This window comes from Neobacillus ginsengisoli, assembly GCF_030813055.1.
In genome coordinates, this window is sequence record NZ_JAUSTW010000003.1 from 121494 (window position 1) to 141388 (window position 19895).

At 37.6% G+C, this 19895-nt stretch carries 16 protein-coding genes and 1 riboswitch; of the genes, 5 read left to right on the plus strand and 11 right to left on the minus strand.

The window, feature by feature from the left end:
• Position 1: 1 nt before the first annotated feature.
• The 11 genes from J2S10_RS09675 to J2S10_RS09725 all read right to left on the minus strand — a co-directional run bounded on the left by J2S10_RS09675 (position 2) and on the right by J2S10_RS09725 (position 10876).
• Positions 2-1822 (minus strand): polysaccharide biosynthesis protein, encoded by a 1821-nt coding sequence (locus J2S10_RS09675; protein WP_307407043.1) that lies wholly within the window; start codon positions 1820-1822, stop codon positions 2-4.
• A 37-nt stretch (positions 1823-1859) separates the two neighbouring features.
• Positions 1860-2000, minus strand: a complete 141-nt coding sequence (locus J2S10_RS09680; protein ID WP_307407045.1) for a hypothetical protein — start codon at positions 1998-2000, stop codon at positions 1860-1862.
• 261 nt (positions 2001-2261) lie between these two features.
• Positions 2262-2927: a CpsD/CapB family tyrosine-protein kinase gene (locus J2S10_RS09685; RefSeq protein ID WP_307407047.1), complete on the minus strand. Its 666-nt coding sequence runs from the start codon at positions 2925-2927 to the stop codon at positions 2262-2264.
• Positions 2905-3639, minus strand: a complete 735-nt coding sequence (locus J2S10_RS09690) for a YveK family protein (RefSeq protein ID WP_307407049.1) — start codon at positions 3637-3639, stop codon at positions 2905-2907. Before J2S10_RS09690 ends, J2S10_RS09685 begins: the two co-directional genes overlap by 23 nt.
• 210 nt (positions 3640-3849) lie before the next feature.
• Positions 3850-5661 (minus strand): ABC transporter ATP-binding protein, encoded by a 1812-nt coding sequence (locus tag J2S10_RS09695; protein WP_307407051.1) that lies wholly within the window; start codon positions 5659-5661, stop codon positions 3850-3852.
• Positions 5662-5673: 12 nt separating this feature from the next.
• A complete protein-coding gene (locus J2S10_RS09700) occupies positions 5674-6861 on the minus strand; it encodes a nucleotidyltransferase domain-containing protein (RefSeq protein WP_307407053.1) in 1188 nt (395 codons plus the stop codon).
• Between the two features lie 19 nt (positions 6862-6880).
• Entirely contained in the window at positions 6881-7336 is a 456-nt protein-coding gene (locus J2S10_RS09705; RefSeq protein ID WP_307407055.1) for a lasso peptide biosynthesis B2 protein, read from the minus strand.
• 43 nt (positions 7337-7379) lie between these two features.
• The gene (locus J2S10_RS09710) at positions 7380-7673 is read right to left on the minus strand and encodes a lasso peptide biosynthesis PqqD family chaperone (RefSeq protein WP_307407057.1); all 294 of its coding nucleotides are present in this window, start codon (positions 7671-7673) and stop codon (positions 7380-7382) included.
• 3 nt (positions 7674-7676) lie between these two features.
• A complete protein-coding gene (locus J2S10_RS09715; protein WP_307407059.1) occupies positions 7677-8606 on the minus strand; it encodes an aldolase in 930 nt (309 codons plus the stop codon).
• A 183-nt stretch (positions 8607-8789) separates the two neighbouring features.
• Positions 8790-8921 carry a paeninodin family lasso peptide gene (locus tag J2S10_RS09720; protein WP_307407062.1) on the minus strand — a complete coding sequence of 44 codons (132 nt, stop codon included), beginning with the start codon at positions 8919-8921 and terminating at the stop codon, positions 8790-8792.
• Positions 8922-8935: 14 nt separating this feature from the next.
• Positions 8936-10876 carry a lasso peptide isopeptide bond-forming cyclase gene (locus tag J2S10_RS09725; RefSeq protein ID WP_307407065.1) on the minus strand — a complete coding sequence of 647 codons (1941 nt, stop codon included), beginning with the start codon at positions 10874-10876 and terminating at the stop codon, positions 8936-8938.
• Between the two features lie 460 nt (positions 10877-11336).
• A riboswitch (SAM riboswitch) is annotated at positions 11337-11451 on the plus strand.
• Positions 11452-11641: 190 nt separating this feature from the next.
• Here J2S10_RS09725 and J2S10_RS09730 point away from each other — a divergent pair.
• From J2S10_RS09730 to J2S10_RS09750, 5 genes are all read left to right on the plus strand, one after another.
• A complete protein-coding gene (locus J2S10_RS09730; RefSeq protein WP_307407067.1) occupies positions 11642-12754 on the plus strand; it encodes a methionine biosynthesis PLP-dependent protein in 1113 nt (370 codons plus the stop codon).
• Positions 12754-13941 carry a cystathionine beta-lyase gene (gene metC, locus J2S10_RS09735; protein WP_307407069.1) on the plus strand — a complete coding sequence of 396 codons (1188 nt, stop codon included), beginning with the start codon at positions 12754-12756 and terminating at the stop codon, positions 13939-13941. Before J2S10_RS09730 ends, metC begins: the two co-directional genes overlap by 1 nt.
• On the plus strand, positions 13938-15800 hold the full coding sequence (locus J2S10_RS09740) for a bifunctional homocysteine S-methyltransferase/methylenetetrahydrofolate reductase (RefSeq protein ID WP_307407071.1): 1863 nt from the start codon (positions 13938-13940) through the stop codon (positions 15798-15800). Before metC ends, J2S10_RS09740 begins: the two co-directional genes overlap by 4 nt.
• Entirely contained in the window at positions 15778-19227 is a 3450-nt protein-coding gene (gene metH / locus J2S10_RS09745; RefSeq protein ID WP_307407073.1) for a methionine synthase, read from the plus strand. Before J2S10_RS09740 ends, metH begins: the two co-directional genes overlap by 23 nt.
• Positions 19228-19478: 251 nt before the next feature.
• A complete protein-coding gene (locus J2S10_RS09750; RefSeq protein WP_307407075.1) occupies positions 19479-19892 on the plus strand; it encodes a MarR family winged helix-turn-helix transcriptional regulator in 414 nt (137 codons plus the stop codon).
• Positions 19893-19895 lie beyond the last annotated feature (3 nt).

Genomic DNA, 19895 nt, shown 5'->3' on the forward strand with positions numbered 1-19895 from the left:
TCTAGACCGATAATATTTGTTGAGGCATTACTTTTTTATTGGCTAGTTCCAAAAGCCTTTCTCTAATTTCCTCTTTTTCCAGAACTGAATAGGTTGTTATTATTTCTTCTATTTCCGCTAAAAAAAGTTCAGATGTCTTTCCAATATAAATTTTCGGATAGATTTGTTGATCTTTAACTTCATCTTCTTTTAATAATTCTTCAAATAACTTTTCCCCAGGTCTCATTCCTGTGAATTCAATCCCTATTTCTTCAATGGAATTGCCCGAGAGTTTTATTAAATTCTTAGCCAAATCTACAATTTTCACTGGATCCCCCATATCTAATACGAAGATCTCCCCCCCCTTGGCAAGAGCCCCAGCTTGAAGGACCAACCTCGATGCTTCAGGAATCGTCATAAAGTAACGAACCATTTCAGGGTGGGTAACCGTGACGGGTCCACCTTTTTCAATCTGTCTTTTAAATAATGGGATAACACTCCCTCTACTCCCTAATACATTCCCAAAACGTACCGCAACAAATTTTGTATCACTAATTTTATCCATGTTTTGGATAATCATTTCCGCAAGCCTTTTTGTTGACCCCATTACACTTGTTGGATTTACTGCTTTATCAGTTGAAATCATCACAAACGTCTTAACCCCATGCCAACTTGCTGCTTTTGCCGCATTCATTGTTCCAATTAAGTTATTTTTGACCGCTTCTTCTGGGTTACCTTCCATTAAAGGAACATGCTTATGAGCAGCAGCATGATAAACCGCATCTGGTTGATATGTACTCATAACCATCATCATCTTCTTTTCATCTTGTAAATCGGCAATAACTGGAACAAATTCAATTCCTGAATTTTTATATGTCTCTTTCAATTCCATCTCAATGGAATAAATGCTATTTTCACCATGGCCTAATAGGATAAGCTTTTTGGGATTAAAATTTGCTATTTGTCGGCAAATTTCCGATCCAATGGAGCCACCAGCACCGGTTACTAGAACAACTTTATCCTTAATATAGCCTGAGATACTATCAATATCTAATTCCACAGGATCCCTTCCTAATAAATCCTCAACCTGCACGTCGCGAAATTGTTTAACTGATACTTTTCCTGTCATCAGATCCTCAAGCATTGGAAGAATTTGCGTTTTTGCGTGGGTCTTTATGCATTCCTGAAAAATGGTATTTAACTCTTTTTTACTCAATGATGGAATGGCGATAACAATGTTATCTATATCTAGCTCATTGACAGTTGCCTCGATTTCTGTAATACCGCCACGGACAGGAATTCCTAAAATATCCAGGCCATGCTTTTTATCATCATCATCAATAAATCCAACTGGAAAAAGGTCAGCCTCGTTATTTTTTTTTAGTTGTCTTGCAACCATCATCCCTGCAGAACCTGCACCAACAATGAGTGTTCTCTTTTTGTTCTCTATCTTAAAAAGGTAGGAATCCCTAAACATTCTCCAACAGAAACGAGATCCACCTATAAGAGACATATTGAGTAACCAAGTTACGATAAGTAGTCGAAACTGTGTTTTTTGAAGTAATAGTTGTTGTACAACTGCAGCAATAAGAATTGTAAATGTTACAACCTTTAAAATAATTAATAATTCACCAACACTGGCATATTCCCAGGCCTTTTTGTATAGTTTGAATTTAATTGAAAGGAAATGGTGACAGAGTAAAATAACTACAGAGCTTAGTGCGATTGGATATGTAATAACATAAAAAGTTCCGTTTACTAAAAAACGACTAAAAAAAATAGCGGTTAAAACAATACATGAATCAATAATGATAAATAATGATAGCCTTTGGCGATACGTCATACTTTCCCTCCTTTAAGAAAGCTTTACATTACATCTACTAATCTACTTTAAGACTTCTTAATTTGATTGCATTTTCAATTAATTGCCTAATTTCTTCGAGCTGTTCCTTCGTCGCATCCTGTTTTATGTATCTAATAGCCTTTTTGATTGATTTTGGGTAATGATCAATATTTTTCATTCTTTCATCTCCTTAAAAAGGTTAATTATTTGAACTTCGTAAAGAACAAATAATTAACCTTTTTAATAATAAAATCGGGCATCTAACCCGTCCTCACGTCACACTCTCGACGACTAGCGTCTAAGGCTTTGGACCCACAGCATGACCGAGTGCCTCCATTGATAATGGAAAGGAGACATTACCAAACTATTAAAAGATACAAATTCGTCCCCAATAAAGAACGTCAAAACAAAAAAATATACACTGATTTATTCGTTGGTTTTATTGATTGAAAACTACTCCAACCAACCTTGCCTTGGCAAAATCTAACACTTTCTTTGCCTCTTTGGCTTTTTCAATCTTTGTTTTGCCATTCTGCATGACCAATACCACACCATCACATTGCTGCACTAAAAGTTTGGTATCCGTAACATCAAGCACTGCGTTAGAATCAATTAATATCACATCATAGGATTGTAAGGCATAATTGAGTAATTCCTGCATCATGTTTGATCCTAATAATTCAACTGGATTATGCGGAATGAATCCGCTTGTTAATACGTCTAACCTGCCAATTTCGGTATGATTAATAGCTTCTTCAAATGAGGACTTACCTGTTAGAACTTCTGTCAACCCATTAGAATTAGGAAGTTTAAAAAAGGAATGCAAAGAAGGATTTCTTAAATTTGCATCGATTAAAAGGACCCTTTCCTTTTGCTGAGCCATCGAAACGGCTAAATTAGCAGAAGTAGTCGATTTTCCTTCCCCTTCACTTGGAGAGGTAATTAAGAACTTTCGGCCTTTTTGCTCAGCAATTGAAAATTTAATATTTGTTTGAATCGTCCGAAACTGCTCAGATATGATGGATTCAGGAAAAGAATAGGTAATTAATGTTCTTTTTTTTGTTTCAGCCAATGTCTTTCGTTTATTTATAACCAATGGTCTCACCCCTTAATTCTAAGTCAGGCTGCTTATTGTTCTTCTTTTTTATATTTTTTTTGTTCATCTTAGAGATTCTTCCTAATACCGGTACTCCCAATATGGCTTCAATTTCGCGATCTGAACGAATGGTATCGTCCAATGACTCTAATAAAAAGACGAGCCCAACTCCGACAACTAAACCAAAAATAAATAAATAAATGATTTTATTATAATTTTTTTGATTAATTGGTATTGGATTTACTTTAGCATTAGATAATAAGCGAACATAATCTTGACCAACAATAATTGGTACTTCATCTTTAAACACTTGTGCTGTGGTATCAGCAATTTTAGCAGCTCGTAAAGGGTCTGTATCCATCACACTAATACTTACTACTTGGGAACTATCTACACTCGAAACCGTTATTTGCCCTGCCAAAGCCTCTGCTGATTTTTGAAGACCCAGTTCTTCAACCACTTTGTCTAAAATAGTTGAGTCCCTAACAATTACTTGGAGCGTTTTTCTAGATTCTTCATCTGCACCAATAATGACTCTTGAAGAGGCTTGATATTGTAATACAGTAGGAGACATACTTTGAATGATCCCTGCTATACTAGCAAGTAGCGTAATAATCCCTATTACCCAAAAACGCCTTTTTATTACGACAAATAACTCTTTTAAATTGATTTCTTTTGCTTTTCTGTTATCTCCATTGTTAACTTGTTGAAAGCTATTCATTTGACCACCTTTTTAGTAAGACTTTTAATATCTTGATTACGATTAATTTCGTTCAAAATAATGAACAATTTAATCAAAAAAAATACTTATTAATTCTTATTATTATGTTTTTGAGTATTTTCTCTGAAAAATCTAAAAACAAACTTTATATTCATTATAATAGTTCTTTATAAAGAACATGTCAATAAAAAATATTTTTAAAAAAAGTGGCTAATTCATAGATCTAACACTAACTCCCATTTGCTTTCTTAGCAACCTACTAAACATTCCTTTTTTTTCATTTGCAAGTTGACTGAATTGACCTTGTTGGATAATCTCCCCGTGATCTAAAACAATTACTTGGTCCGCATTCCGAATGGTTGATAATCGATGGGCAATGACAAGGATCGTCATCGTTCCTTTGAGCCTTTCTAATGCTTCTTGGATCTTAGACTCGTTCTCAGTATCTAAAGCACTAGTGGCCTCATCTAAAACAAGGATTGATGGTTTACGCAATATAGCCCGGGCAAGAACAAGTCTTTGACGTTCTCCACCAGATAGCTTAATACCCCTGTCACCAATCAGAGTATCAAGTCCATTAGGTAACTTTCTAACGAAATCAGCAGCTGCAGCGAAATCAAGTGCCTCCCAAATTTGTTCTTCGTTAGCATATTGATCAATAATCTGCAAATTTTCACGGATAGTTTTATTAAATAAAAATGGATCCTGTGGTACATAACTGATTGAACGTCTCAAAGCGAGCAAATTTTGACTAGTTAATGATTCACCGTCAATTAGAACTTCGCCTGTTTCAGGCTGATTAAGTCCCATTAATAGATCAATTAATGTGCTTTTTCCTGCACCTGAGCGACCAACAATAGCTGTCATACGATTAGCTGGGATGTTTAGATTAATATTTTGTAACGCATAGGTATTTTCAGTTGTATTGTATCGAAAATTGATATTTCGACACTCCAAACCTTTTTCAATTAAAAGTGGTTTTACATTATGAAGATCTCTTTCATTAAATTCCTTAGTCTTGTTACATTGATCTTGCAAATCTACTAATGCCTTAAAAGATGGAGAAACGGATCCCAATTGTTCTAAATTAGATTGAATGCCACTAAATCGAGGCCATAACCTTGAGAATATAATAACAATTAGTATTAATTGTGCTTGCTGCGCTTGAAACATTTTAATTGAGAAAAACATAAAAATTACAATTAACACAGCCGAAACTATTTTATATATAAGCTCAGAAATAGTATTTAATTTTACCAATTTCAACCGATTTAGTTCCATTCTTTTACTTAAATCCTGAAACCAAGTTAAATGGGGTTCTTCAAGCATATTACTTTTAATATCTTTAATTCCATTAAAATGGTCTGTAATACCTGCAATATACATTTCAGTTAGTTCATATGTTTCATTTCCAATTAAATTAGATTTATTTATAAATTTTCGAGAGAAAAAAATAATTGCTATTCCAAAAAACATGACACATATTGTCATTTTTGGGGATAAACAAAACGCTATTCCTAACTGAATTAAAGTAAATACAATTGAGGTAAGGAATTGTAAAAACATATTCGTTCCTGCACTAACCAGAATTATCTCATTTGTCATTAAATTAATAATGTCTGACTTTCTCTTGTTGAGAAAAAATGACCAATTCGCTTGAAGTAATAACTTATAGGTCTCTTCTCTTAAATGTCGAATAAAACTTTGTTGAATCTTTGTATTTAATATTGTTTGCTTTCTCTGAAAGAAACTTTGCCCTAAAATTAATAATAAATACATTACTAAAATTATTAACAAGCTTATTGTTTTGGGGAAATTATTAAAAAAAGTAGACAACCAAGAAAAAGCCGAAGTTGATTTGGAGTTAACATCTAACAAACCAGTTAAATTGATCAGTGGTATTAACAACAAAATGCTAACACCTTCAAATAAACTTACCAATACCATCCCTATAAGGTTGAGATATAAAATTCGTCCAGAAAAGGAGTGTATTCGCTTTGTAAAATATAATACATGTTTCATTTCCATATCCTCCTATGATAATGCATGGTGCTTCGTTTTCCGCCAAGCCCATAAAAACGGACGTAATAGAAAATATAAAAAGTGAAGACGTTCTGGTAAAGGCAAAGTCTTAGCATCCTCAGGATATGGGTATAAAAAGCTCAAAATAAAGAACAACTTTTGCTTCTTAGACATTAAAGAATATAAATGTCGTTTATGATAACTTGCAACATCATCCGGTACAGGGTCATTATGTAAATTAACCATTCTTTCCAAATAATAGATGGCTTCCTGAGCTAATCTTTTTGTATGATTTCCTTTGAATAATTTTTTCATTTCTTGCGTCATAGGAGTGCTTAATAATTGTGAAGCTAAAACAAGCGCCTGTCCTCCTACATGAAGGTACTGATATTTCTTTAATAATCTACTAAGTGTTACCCAATCGATCCTTTGTCCAACTATCTGATTTATATCTAATAACCATCGAAGGCGAGACCAACCATGTCGCGCACCATGAGAAACAAGAAATAAAAATAAATCCTCTCTTCCCAAATAGTAGACAGGATAACTTGTTAGTGAACTTACTCTTTTCCGCTCCCATAATTCGTTGAAGCTTGGTTCTTTCCCAGGTCCTGGATTTAGTCTCCAATGGATTTCTAGTTTAATCTCTTTTTTAGGATGAAAATATGTAACATGATGATGTCTCCATTTCCAGTCATTTAATACCGTTTGAATATAATCATCCTTCTCATATCCATGACTTTTAAGAAGTTGATCCGCTTTATCCAAATCATTTATTGAGATAAGAAAATCTAAATCACCAGATGACCTGAGTGAGACATCTCCATAAAGATCAACACCAAGTACTGGGCCTTTTAAGTTGAGCAAATTTATTTTATTACCAGCAAATAATTTACATACTTGTTCCATTTCACCGCTAAAATGGAGCATATTTAATGTATTCATCAGATTTGTTTGGTTAATAGTTTGTATAACATGTGGAGGTATCAAGGTTGAATTGATAGTTTTAAATTTTCTCGATAATAATGGAAAAACTCGATGATGTATAGCAAGTTCGATAAATAAATCCCAATCTGTATCTTTAAACCATTCATTTAAATGAGGATGAGAGGTTTCATCATTTTTTATCGTTAAGATTTCAATAATTAGTTTTAGTTCCTTTGGGATTTGGGTAATATTGAGACTGAAATTTGTTTCCATGGCTGTCTCCTTTATTATTTTAAGAAGATATTTTTTTAGCAAATTTACTTACGACCACAAATTGGTCCATAACTTCTGCTCCTGTTATATAGAAAGGTCCACTCCGGAGCCAGGCATGAGCAATCAGTTTCCCAGTCTCATCTTTTGCGGTTCCTAAATAAATGGTACTCTCAATTTGACGTCTTTCTAACATTTTCATTGCAGCAATTGCTTTAACCAGACACATGCTTTCCCAAAATGTATTACGACTCATTATATTGACTGCTTCAGATATATTCTTAAGTTGTTGTTTTTTAGATTCATCTATAATTAGAGATGTTTCATTCATGTGCTCACCTAAAGAAGGAGCAATCTTTGAAAATGGCATACTTTTCAGAATGCGAGCCCAACCTAGTAGAAAAAACGCCTCTAAGAAAAGGAGCTTAATATTTATACCCAATAACAAAAAAATCCTTATACTTTTAAACACTTTCATTAGTTGCTCCCTACCTATAAATTAATATTAGGTTGCTAAATTATTAATTATCAGAAATTTCAATTAAACCTTCATTCAATAAAAGTTCCAAAAAGGAGATAACTTGTTTCTCACATTCTGATTGATCTACTTCATAATCTGTCAATAATGTTGAAACCAATTGATTAACCGATTTCTTTTCTTCAATTAGATCCCAAATATCTCCACCAATGCCACCTAAGTTATAATACTTTCCATTTTTCACACTTAGCATAACCTTTTCTCCACCCATATCACTTACTATATTTCCTTTGATTTGTGAAACAGTTTGACCAATTGAAATTCTATTTGTAATCATAATTTATTCTCCTTCACTTAATGTTTTTAAAATTTGGGCTACCATCTGAGTAGGACTTGTTCCAGAAACAGGGCGTTGTATTTGGTAAATACCTATTTTATTTATGATTTTTGTTGTAGTATTAAAGTGCCAAGCCATAAGCCCTAAATTGGGAATAAAACAATTTTGGTAGGTATTGTAGTATAGTGTATGAAATCGTTCAAGGCTATCGATTCTACGAATATCAAACTCACTATTCTCTGATTTAATTAGTTCAAACACACCCCCAAGTGGTAATGGTTCAGTGAAATATTTTGAAGAAACGGGTATGGAATACTTTGCTTCCCTCCCATATATTGGTCGAAAATTACTTACCTCCATTCCAAGGCTACTAAGACTATCATCCCAAAGTTTTTGATGTGGATAGGATGGAGTAACAAATGGAATATCTTCTTCTTTCGAAAGCGATACTGCAATCACATCATCACTTAAAAGTTTATAACCTTGATTCAAGAATGCTGATGCTAGCGTAGACTTTCCCGCACCGGAATTGCCCATGAAAGCATATGCCTTTCCATTAATGGCAACTGCACTGCCATGAAGGGGTAATACCTTTCTTTGCATCAGTATAGCTCCCATACAGGTTCCAAGAATATATAGCCTTATGTGGTTTTCTTCGTCTTCTTTCAAAGGGGAAACTGTAATTCTTTTTCCTTCCTGTATAGAAAACGTAGCAATATTAGGAACTTGAAACATAACAAAGTTTTCCTTAATAACAAAGGCATTTTCTTCATCAGATAATTCAAACCAAAGTTTTGATAAATCCCCTTTTACTATTTCAACATCTATTGAACATATTTCACTATCTAAATGTGGCAATTCAGGTAAAGGAATTTCACTGGTTAAAGTTAAACCAAATGCTTTGTATATTAGTTTCTTTTCAGTTTCTATCATTCTTTTCACTCCAATTTACCAATTGTCATGTTAAAAGCCCTTATTCTCTATTTCAAGTATAAGGGCTTTAACATCTTGTTCTATAAAACATAATCTACCAGGTGCCTTATGTAGTTCCCAAGCAGATTTGCAGAATAGAACAAAGTTAATAATTTAACTTGTTCTATCTCTTTTCTAATTTCCTTAACAGAAAGTTAACTTACCTTTTGGAGTGTTTGCCGGAAAAGCAGCATCTGTATAATCTCCATCTTTTCCAAGCATCGTCATTTTTACATCAAGTACTTCTAATACAGGTTTTTCCCACTGTTTTTTCATTTTATCACCCCCTTTCAAGTAAATTTCTTAATGAATCTATATACTATTAAACTACGCATTAATATTTTATAATTCGGATCAGTGGCATTTTCAGGTTTAACTCCTATTTCTACCTTCGAAAAGGCAGTTTTTAGCACCTGGCCATCTAAATATTCTAAAACTTTTTTATCTGAACAAAGTTGCCTTAATTCCTCCTTATATTTGTCCCAATAAGGAATTATCCGGTGAACCCAATCCGCACCTTGAACACCCCGAATGCGTTGATTTAACCTTACATTTTCAGGTAAATAGTTTAAGGTTGCCCTTCGGATAAGAGCCCTGTCTAATCCATTTTGTACAAATTGCTCTTCTGGGACGGATAAACAAAAACGGACTACACGTAAATCATTCGTTGGATCACGTTTCCATAATTTATAACGTAAAGATAGTTTTGTAGAAAGTGTATTCCCAGCATTCCACTGAAAAACATCTTGAAAATGTCTTTTTCTTTCATGAAATATACTTGAATTGGAATACCATCCAGATTGATCAATTCCGTGCTCTTTAAATCTTTTGAAAACGCCTGTTATTTCTGCAAATTCTGGGTTAATTAGCATAGGACGTTTATAGGGTGCTTCTTCCGGAAAGATTTTATCAATGATCGGAAAACCTATTCTTGCAATGTCGGGTAAATTACCTAATCTTGCTCCGCCTACATTTTTACTAAAGTAATCTAATTCTTGAAAAAGTCGAATCCACTTTAGCTTTTTTAATAGTGTGGCGTAATAGTCTAGGGCAAATCCCCAAGAAACGGTAAAGTTCCCTCTATCACCGTTAAGTAATATACCGATTCCTTTCTCATGAGCCTTCTCAAACATTCCCTTTAACCAGAATGAGTTTTCAAAAAACTTGTATGGCATCTCTAGTATTTCTAAAAATTCATCGATATCCGAATAAGAATTTTTCTCCTTAAAATCAAAGTAGTGGTCTTCAATTCCACCTACATGTTGTACTGTTGAATGAATAAATGGCCTCTCATCAGCCAATAAATATTTAGGTGTGAAATCTACAAAATCTTCTGGAGGAATATAACTAAAGGTATGTAACTTTTTTTTTTCCTCAAGCATTGCTTTTGCTGCAAAACCAACTACAGCTCCTGAATCAAGTCCGCCACTTAACTGTGCTCCTATATTAAGGTGCGTACGTAACCTTGAAGTAACTGCTTTTTGGAATACATCTTGAAAAGCTTCAACATATTCTTCATTTGACTTAAGTTTTAGATGTTCTCCTTGTGCTAAAGTACAATATTTGGTTAGTGTAATTTTATCCCTAACAACAGAAATGCTATGAGATGGAGGCACCTGCTCTATATTTTTATAAGGGGTTATTGAAGCATCTACTGCATCAATCATCCCGGCAATAGCCAAATATTCCGCAAGCCACTGCTCATTAAGTTTCATATCAATATAAGGAAAAGACAATAATGGGTGAATTACTGTACAAAATGAAAACCGCTGAAGATTATTATTAAAGTAGAGAGTTCGTGCACCAGAAAAGTCCCTAGCTCCAAAAAGTTTACGATGTTTCTCATCCCAAATCATAAAGGCAAAGTCACCTAGTAAATGCTTAGGTGTATCTTCTCCCCATTTATAATAGGAAAGTAGTATAAGTTCACTATCAGACATTGTTTTTCTATCGGATTTTTTAACTTGTAGCTTTTCAAATAATTCCTCACGATTATCAATAATCGCATCAGCCGTAATGGCTAACTGCCTTTCCTGATCATAGTAAGGCAACTTTTCACCAATAGATTCCGGGGTGATCCACTGTGCATGGCAGCCAAGAAAGACTTTGTCACTATGCCAGGTTTGAACATCATCGGCGGGATACTTCTCTAACTCTTTCATCATCCGCCTGCCATGTTCTAGATTAATTGGTTCATCGTTCAAGTGATAAATACCAGCAATAGCGCTCATCTTTTCCTCCTTCCAAACATGAAATAAACTGTATGTAGTTTAAATATTTTAAATAAAGAATTAACATATAGAACGCTACCAATTATAGTTCTTTAAACAGAACGTACAATCCATAGTTAACCAATAAGGGTTCATTTCACAATGATTCTCCCCTATTACAAGCAATTATTTCATTGTATAAAACCATGTAAATCTATGTTTTCTTCCTTTTTAGGCTAAATTTCATTAGGACTATACAAGAGATGTGCTGTTTAATTAAGTTCATTATTAAGAACATCTTATGCATTAAAAATATCATCTCTTAATAGTAGTGTCAACATCTTTCTTGGAAATTAATTTTATATTTTTTCATGACTTTTTCATGATTTTTTCATCTAGAATCTTCAATTTAAAAAAATAAAAAACAATTTGACACCGTCTCAAAATTGTAGTAAATTTTATAAATAATCTAAATATTGATTTCTTATCAAGAGAGGTTGAGGGAATGGCCCGAAGACACCTCAGCAACCTTCAATGGTTTTTTCATTGAAAAGGTGCTAAGTCCTGCAAATTCTAGGTAATTTGCGAGATAAGAAGAATGACGATGCGTTCGTGCAAACAAAAGTCTTCTTCTTATAAGAAGGCTTTTTTCTATTTATGCGTTAAAGGGCTGAAATCATTGCCTCAAACGAATCGTAAATGTCCGATTAGTTCAACTACCCAACAATGGGAATCAATTACCCTCGACCGGTGGAAATCAATAATTTAAAAATGGGAGTGGATGACATGTATAAGATCGAAACGAAGCTTGCTCAAATTGGAAATCGTAGTGAAACCGCAACAGGGACTGTAAACCCACCAGTTTATTTTTCAACGGCCTATCGCCATGAAGGGATTGGGCAGTCAACTGGCTTTGACTATAGCCGTACAGGAAACCCGACTCGCCAGCTCCTTGAAAAAGCGATTGCCGATTTAGAATACGGGGACCAAGGTTATGCCTGCAGCTCGGGAATGGCAGCTATCTTTACGATTCTTTCATTATTCCAATCTGGCGATGAATGGTTAGTAAGTGAGGATTTGTACGGTGGTACCTACCGTTTGTTAGAACAAGGCTTTAAAAAATGGGGCTTAAAGACTCAATATGTGAATACGTGTTGTCCGGAAGAAGTGGAAAGTAAGATTACTCCTCATACAAAGGCCATCTTCCTTGAAACTCCGACCAATCCCCTCATGCAGGAATCGGATATTGCCGCGATTTCAGAAATTGCCAAGAAACACGGAATCCTGTTGATTGTTGACAACACTTTCTATACTCCTCTTCTGCAGCAGCCAATCAAACTTGGTGCTGATATCGTCATCCATAGTGCCACTAAATATTTAGGCGGACACAATGATGTCCTTGCCGGGCTGATAGTGGCGAAGGGTGAAAAACTTTGTCAGGACCTAGCACTCTATCATAACGGAGCAGGCGGTGTCCTTGGACCATTTGATTCCTGGCTGTTAATGCGCGGAATGAAAACCTTAGCCCTCAGAATGGAAAAGCATGAGAAAAATGCGAAGGATATCGTTGAATTTTTATCTAATCATGATGGGGTTACAGACGTTCTTTATCCTGGAAAAGGCGGAATGCTTTCTTTCCGGATCAAAGATGAGTCTTGGGTAAATCCATTTTTACAAAACTTATCACTTATTTCTTTTGCTGAAAGCCTTGGCGGTACAGAAAGCTTCATTACCTATCCGGCAACGCAAACACATGCTGATATTCCGGAAGAGATTCGTATTCAGCAGGGTGTATGTAATCGTTTATTACGGTTCTCCGTTGGAATTGAAGATGCACATGATATAAAACAGGATCTTGAACAAGCATTTGCCAAAATTAAAGAAGGAGTGATCGCATAATGGGAGAATATACCTTTGAGACGAGGCTCCTTCATAATAAACACAAAGTCGACCCGGCCACAGGGGCTGTATGTGTACCAATCCAACATGCATCCACCTTCCACCAATCCGATTTCGATCAGTTTGGTAAATATGATTACGGCCGCAGTTTGAATCCAACAAGAGAAGCGTTGGAAGATGTGATTGCCGAGTTAGAAGGCGGCGCTAAAGGCTTTGCTTTTTCATCGGGGATGGCCGCCATTTCAACGGCATTTCTTCTTCTCTCTGCAGGTGACCATATCGTTATTACCGAGGATGTTTATGGCGGTACATTTCGGATGGTTACACAAGTACTTACGAGATTCGGAATTGAACATACCTTTGTTGATATGACGGATATTAATGAAGTAAAACAAGCCATCCAGCCGAATACAAAAGCATTTTATGTAGAAACACCATCCAACCCGTTAATGAAAGTAACGGATATTAAAGCAATTAGCGAGTTAGCGAAGGAAATTGAAGCATTAACCTTTGTCGATAACACCTTTTTAACTCCTGCCCTGCAAAAACCGTTGGACCTTGGAGCAGATGTTGTCCTGCATAGTGCTACTAAATTTTTGTCCGGACACAGTGATGTAGTTGCAGGACTTGCCGTTGTCAAGGACGAGGATTTGGCTAAAAGATTAGGCTTTTTGCAAAATGGCTTCGGCGCAGTCCTTGGCGTTCAGGATGCGTGGCTCGTTCTAAGGGGATTAAAGACGCTTCACGTCCGCCTGGAACAATCGCAAAAATCAGCTATTAAACTGGCAGAATTTTTAGATGCGCATCCGCTCGTTGAAAAGGTACATTATCCGGCCCTTGAACATCATCCGCAATACCATGTGCAAAAAAGCCAGGCAGCAGGTCCCGGTGCGGTTTTATCCTTTGAGCTGGCAAATGAGGATGCCCTTCGTTCCTTTGTTTCAAAGGTTAAGATCCCTGTTTTTGCTGTAAGCCTTGGGGCGGTTGAGTCAATTTTATCCTATCCGGCGAAAATGTCTCATGCCGCAATGCCTGAAGCAGAAAGGGAAAAACGCGGTATTAAAAATAGCCTGATTCGTTTATCAGTTGGCCTTGAGAATCCCGATGACCTCATTAAGGATTTTTCTGAAGCCCTCCAATCTATACAGCAAAAAGAATTAGTTTTACAGCAAGGAGAATCCTCATGAGCTTTTTAGAAAAATTACAAAATCAGATTTTAATTGCTGACGGCGCCATGGGTACTCTGCTTTACTCATATGGGACTGATTGTTGTTTTGAAGAGTTAAACCTGTCCCATCCTGAGCAAATCCAGCATATTCATAAAGCCTATATCAATGCGGGTTCAGATGTTATCCAGACCAATACCTATGCAGCTAACTATCTGAAGCTGCTCAGGTACGGTCTGGAGGATTCAGTTAAAGAAATTAATAGCGCAGCCGTTCGCAACGCTAAAATCGCTGCCGCAAATCAAGCATATGTTCTTGGAACGATTGGCGGAAATCGTGGGATCAAGCCTAATTCTATTACAAATGAAGATATAAAGCGGAGCTTTCGGGAGCAGCTGTATTGTCTCTTGTTAGAAGGTGTAGACGGAATACTGCTCGAAACCTTCTATGACTTGGAAGAGCTTGAAACCATTCTGACCATTGCAAGGAAGGAAACCAAGCTGCCGATTATTGCTCAGGTTTCTTTGCAGGAGCCGGGAATTTTGCAAAATCAAACGCCTGTAAATGATGCCCTAAAGCGTCTTGAAGGTCTTGGTGCCGATGTAGTCGGCCTCAATTGCAGACTCGGTCCCCACCATATGCTTTTAACACTTGAACAAATCGAACTGCCGAAGAATGCCTTTTTATCAGCGTATCCAAATGCCAGTCTTCCAACCTATACAGATGGAAAATTCCATTATGAAAGTGATGCTGATTATTTCCGCAATTCCGCCCAAGCCTTTCGAAAAGAAGGCGTTCGCTTGCTTGGCGGCTGCTGCGGGACAACGCCTGAACACATCAAGGCCTTTGCTTCCGAACTAAAGAATAGTGTACCGATTACCGAAAAAAGCGTAAAATTAAAGCCAAAGAAAATCATTGTTGAACCTGTCTCAGCTAAACGCGATGATGCTCCTCTTCATGAACTCGTTAAAGAAAAGCCGTCAGTAATCGTAGAATTAGATCCTCCGAGAAAACTAGATACAACAAAGTTTTTTGAAGGAGCAAGAGCATTAAAAGAAGCGGGAATCGATGCGATTACGCTAGCCGATAATTCCCTTGCCTCTGTAAGAATTTCGAATGAATCATTAGGATATTTGGTCAAACAAGAGTTAGGGATGAGACCACTTATCCATATTGCCTGCAGGGACCGAAATATTATCGGACTGCAATCCCATTTAATGGGTCTCCACACCCTGGGCATGCATGATGTTTTGGCGATCACAGGCGATCCTGCCAGAGTGGGAGATTTCCCGGGGGCTTCATCCGTTTACGATGTATCTTCCTTTGAATTAATTCAAATGATTAAACAGTTGAATAACGGGTTATCTTTTTCAGGAAAAGATCTTGGACAAAAGACTGCCTTTAGCATTGCTGCTGCCTTTAATCCAAACGTACGATCACTTGAAAAAGCGGTGAAAAGGCTTGAAAAGAAAATTCACTTCGGGGCCGATTACTTTATCTCCCAGCCAGTGTTTTCCGAAGAGAAATTACTCGAAGTCTATGAAAATACGAAGCATCTTGAAGCACCGATTTATATCGGCTTAATGCCATTGTTAAGCAGCAAAAACGCGGAGTTTCTTCATAACGAAGTCCCGGGAATCAAAATCGCCGATAGCATTCGCGAATCTATGGCAGCCTTAAATGACAATCCTGAGCTAGCCGTTCGTGAAGGAATTGAAATTACGAAATCATTAATTGATGCAGCCCTTGACCTATTCAACGGAATTTATTTAATTACACCATTCTTACGCTATGAACTAACAGCAGAGTTGGCAATTTATTCCCGTCAGCGTGCAAGTCAGATTAGGGGGAACAGCTATGCCGAAAGCACCATTTATTGATCAATTAAAGAAACGAATCCTCATAATGGACGGGGCAATGGGTACAATGCTCCAGCGGGCCAATCTTACGGCTGCCGACTTCGGCGGTGAAGAATATGATGGCTGTAACGAGAACCTGAATTTAACAGCTCCTTCGGTGATTGCTACTATTCATAAAGAATATTTGGATGCAGGAGCAGATATCATTGAAACCAATACCTTCGGGGCAACGAGCATTGTCCTTGATGAATATGGACTTGGATACAAAGCATATGAAATTAATAAAATCGCCGCACTGATCGCGGGCCGGGAAGTACAAAAGGCTTCTACAGATGAATGGCCCCGCTATGTTGCCGGTTCGATGGGACCGACAACGAAAACCTTAAGTGTCACCGGCGGGACAACGTTTGATGAACTCACTGCTTCCTATGAAGAACAAGCCATTGGCTTGATTGACGGCGGAGTAGATCTTTTATTGCTTGAAACGAGTCAGGATATGTTGAATGTCAAAGCCGGATTCGTTGGGATCCAAAATGCTTTTTCAAAAACAGGCAAGACTCTGCCGTTAATGTTATCGGGAACGATTGAACCAATGGGCACCACGCTTGCCGGTCAATCGATTGAATCCTTCTATATTTCTATCGAACATATGAACCCGGTTGCGGTCGGTTTGAATTGTGCGACAGGTCCGGAATTTATGCAGGAGCATATCCGCTCCTTGGCGAATTTGGCCACAACTGCTGTCAGCTGTTATCCGAATGCCGGTTTGCCGGATGAAGAAGGACACTATCATGAAACACCTGAAACATTAGCGAAAAAGCTTGGGGACTTTGCAGCCCAAGGCTGGCTTAACATTGTTGGCGGATGCTGCGGTACCACTCCAGAGCATATTCGCGCCATTTCTGAAGTGATGCAAAATTATCAGCCGCGGGAAACCAAATCATCATCAACTCACATGGTTTCAGGCATTGAGCCATTTATTTACGACGATCCTACCCTCCGCCCGATTATGGTTGGCGAACGAACAAATGTCATTGGGTCCCGTAAATTTAAACGGTTGATTATCGAGGGGAAATTTGAGGAAGCTTCGGAAATTGCCAGAGCACAGGTAAAAAGCGGTGCACATGTCATCGATATTTGCCTTGCCGACCCGGATCGTGAAGAAATCGTCGATATGGAAAACTTTGTTAAAGAAGTGGTGAAGAAAATCAAGGTACCACTTGTTATCGATTCAACAGATGAAAAAGTAATCGAAAGGGCTCTAAAGTTTTCACAAGGAAAGGCAATCATTAATTCGATCAATCTTGAAGACGGCGAAGAACGTTTCGAAGCGATAGTACCTTTAATCCATCGTTACGGCGGAGCAGTTGTTGTTGGAACCATTGATGAAGAAGGCATGGGGGTTTCGGCGGAGCGAAAATTAGCAATTGCGAAACGATCCTATGACCTTTTAGTTAACAAATATCATCTTAATCCACAGGATCTTATTTTCGACCCGCTTGTGTTTCCAGTCGGCACCGGGGATGAACAATATATTGGTTCGGCAAAAGCAACTGTTGAAGGAATTCGCCTTATCAAAGAACAGCTTCCGGAGACACAAATCATTCTCGGAGTCAGCAACGTATCATTCGGACTTCCACCTGTTGGCCGTGAAGTGCTAAACTCTGTTTTCCTCTACCACTGCACACAGGCCGGACTTGATTATGCGATTGTCAATACAGAAAAACTGGAGCGATTTGCTTCAATTTCCAAAGAAGAAGTAGCAATGGCAGAAGAACTGCTCTTTAAAACAACGGATGAAACGTTGGCTACCTTTACTGAATTTTATCGGGGCAAAAAGAAGGAAGCGAAAGTGACAGTTCCTAATATGACCTTGGAGGAGCGTCTTGCCTATTACGTAATAGAAGGAACAAAGGAAGGATTGCTTCCGGATTTAGCAATAGCACTCGAAGCATATCCTGCACCGCTTGAGATTATTAATGGTCCATTAATGGAAGGGATGAAGGAAGTCGGCCGTCTCTTTAACGATAATCAGCTCATTGTTGCTGAAGTGCTGCAAAGTGCCGAAGTCATGAAAGCAGCCGTATCGTTTTTAGAACCGTACATGGAAAAAGGCGATGTTTCCTCTTCAAAAGGAAAAGTTATTTTAGCAACCGTCAAAGGCGATGTTCATGATATCGGTAAAAACCTTGTCGACATTATCCTTAGCAATAACGGTTATGATGTCATCGACATGGGCATTAAGGTTTCACCCACCGAATTGGTCCAGGCGATTCGTAAAGAAAAACCTGATATGGTCGGATTATCCGGCTTGCTGGTAAAATCAGCACAGCAAATGGTATTAACGGCACAGGATATGAAGGAAGCGGGAATTTCCTTGCCGATTTTAGTTGGGGGCGCTGCCCTTTCGCGTAAGTTTACAGATACCAAAATTTCTAAGGAATATGATGGTCTTGTCCTTTATGCAAAGGATGCGATGACAGGTCTTTCCCTTGCGAATCAACTGAATTCAGAAGAGGAAGTTCAGAAACTGTTAGCTGAGAAAAATGAAAAGTTAGCTTCTTTAGATGTTCCTAGGGAGTTTGAGCGCAGGACTTCTGTTTCCGTTGCGGTGAAACCAAAGCCGGCTGTTTCAACTCAGGTCCCTGTATTTACGCCAATGGACACGAAGAGGCATTTACTAAGATCGTATTCTCTTTCTCATATTGAACCATATATCAATATGCAAATGTTGATTGGCCACCATCTTGGTGTAAAAGGGAAAATCGCTAAATTAGTAGCCGAGAAGGATGAAAAGGCGCTAAAGGTAAAAGAAGTAGTCGACCAATTGCTGGCAGATGCAAGTCAAAATAATTGGATTACACCTGCAGCTGTTTATCAATTTTTCCCTGCTCAATCGGATGGGAATAAAGTGATTATTTATCATCCGGAAAACCCTGATCAGGTTATTGAAACGTTTGACTTCCCTCGTCAGGAGTCAGCACCGCATTTGTGTTTAGCTGATTTTCTTAAGTCTGTTGAAAGCGGCGAGAAAGATTATGTTGGCTTCTTTACGGTAACAGCAGGCCGTGGGATTCGTGAACGGGCTGAGCAGTTTAAAAGTGAAGGACGCTTTTTGGAAAGTCATGCGCTTCAAGCGTTGGCACTGGAATCAGCAGAAGGGTTTGCTGAATTGATTCACCGGCAAATGCGCGACCGCTGGGGATTCCCGGATCCAATTGAGTTTTCGATGCAGGATCGTTTTGCCGCTCACTATCAAGGTCAGCGTTTCTCCTTTGGATACCCAGCATGTCCTGAATTAGAAGATCAGAAGAAATTGTTCGGGCTCATCCATCCGGAAGAAATCGGCATTGAATTAACCGATGGATGTATGATGGAACCGGAAGCCTCGGTTTCGGCGATAGTCTTTGCCCATCCGGAAGCCAGGTATTTTAATGTTTTAAGATAATTTATTTGTTTTTCCGCGGGAAGAATATAATTTTCCCGCGGATTTTTATTTTCAGATTTAGATTTAGATTTTTATCTGCCACTTTTAATGTTTTATGTGCCGCTTTTTTAAAGTTATGGGCCACTTTCCCGGGTTTTTGTGCCAGCCTATAGTTCAGGAGTTCAGTAACAAACCTTGACATTCCTGTTAAAATAACATATAGTTACCTAGGTAACTATTTTATCAATTAACTATCCGGAGTGACTTTTATCATGCATAGCCACGAATTGTTCCATACCCTTCATCAGCTTTCACGGCATCTTACCAACAAACTTAATGAAGTATTAAAATCATTTGGACTTTACGGCGCTCAGTGGGCCGTCATTTTTGTTTTGAAATCAAAAGGTTCCTTAACGCAAAAAGAACTTTGTGAGTATTTATTTGTTGAAGCACCGCCAATGACAAGAACCATTCAAAGACTTGTCAAGCAAGGATATGTAAAACAGGTGCCCGGAAAAGACAAACGGGAGAAGCACATTCAATTAACTGAAGAAGCACTGAATGAGTATCCAAAGTGGGAAAAGGCTGTTACTGATCATAACCAGTCGTTATTAAAAAATTTCCCTGATGAATCCCAAGAACAACTTTTCGCCTTACAAAGCGCATGGTTAAAGAATCTTTTATAAAGG

Excerpts from the sequence above, each read along its gene's own strand:
- J2S10_RS09680 (WP_307407045.1), bottom strand. The coding sequence starts at position 2,000 with ATGAAAAATATTGATCATTACCCAAAATCAATCAAAAAGGCTATTAGA.
- J2S10_RS09700 (WP_307407053.1), bottom strand. The coding sequence starts at position 6,861 with ATGGAAACAAATTTCAGTCTCAATATTACCCAAATCCCAAAGGAACTA.
- metH (WP_307407073.1), top strand. The coding sequence starts at position 15,778 with ATGCCGAAAGCACCATTTATTGATCAATTAAAGAAACGAATCCTCATA.
- J2S10_RS09695 (WP_307407051.1), bottom strand. The coding sequence starts at position 5,661 with ATGAAACATGTATTATATTTTACAAAGCGAATACACTCCTTTTCTGGA.
- J2S10_RS09715 (WP_307407059.1), bottom strand. The coding sequence starts at position 8,606 with ATGATAGAAACTGAAAAGAAACTAATATACAAAGCATTTGGTTTAACT.
- J2S10_RS09675 (WP_307407043.1), bottom strand. The coding sequence starts at position 1,822 with ATGACGTATCGCCAAAGGCTATCATTATTTATCATTATTGATTCATGT.
- J2S10_RS09740 (WP_307407071.1), top strand. The coding sequence starts at position 13,938 with ATGAGCTTTTTAGAAAAATTACAAAATCAGATTTTAATTGCTGACGGC.
- metC (WP_307407069.1), top strand. The coding sequence starts at position 12,754 with ATGGGAGAATATACCTTTGAGACGAGGCTCCTTCATAATAAACACAAA.
- J2S10_RS09730 (WP_307407067.1), top strand. The coding sequence starts at position 11,642 with ATGTATAAGATCGAAACGAAGCTTGCTCAAATTGGAAATCGTAGTGAA.
- J2S10_RS09725 (WP_307407065.1), bottom strand. The coding sequence starts at position 10,876 with ATGAGCGCTATTGCTGGTATTTATCACTTGAACGATGAACCAATTAAT.
- J2S10_RS09690 (WP_307407049.1), bottom strand. The coding sequence starts at position 3,639 with ATGAATAGCTTTCAACAAGTTAACAATGGAGATAACAGAAAAGCAAAA.
- J2S10_RS09720 (WP_307407062.1), bottom strand. The coding sequence starts at position 8,921 with ATGAAAAAACAGTGGGAAAAACCTGTATTAGAAGTACTTGATGTAAAA.
- J2S10_RS09710 (WP_307407057.1), bottom strand. The coding sequence starts at position 7,673 with ATGATTACAAATAGAATTTCAATTGGTCAAACTGTTTCACAAATCAAA.
- J2S10_RS09705 (WP_307407055.1), bottom strand. The coding sequence starts at position 7,336 with ATGAAAGTGTTTAAAAGTATAAGGATTTTTTTGTTATTGGGTATAAAT.
- J2S10_RS09750 (WP_307407075.1), top strand. The coding sequence starts at position 19,479 with ATGCATAGCCACGAATTGTTCCATACCCTTCATCAGCTTTCACGGCAT.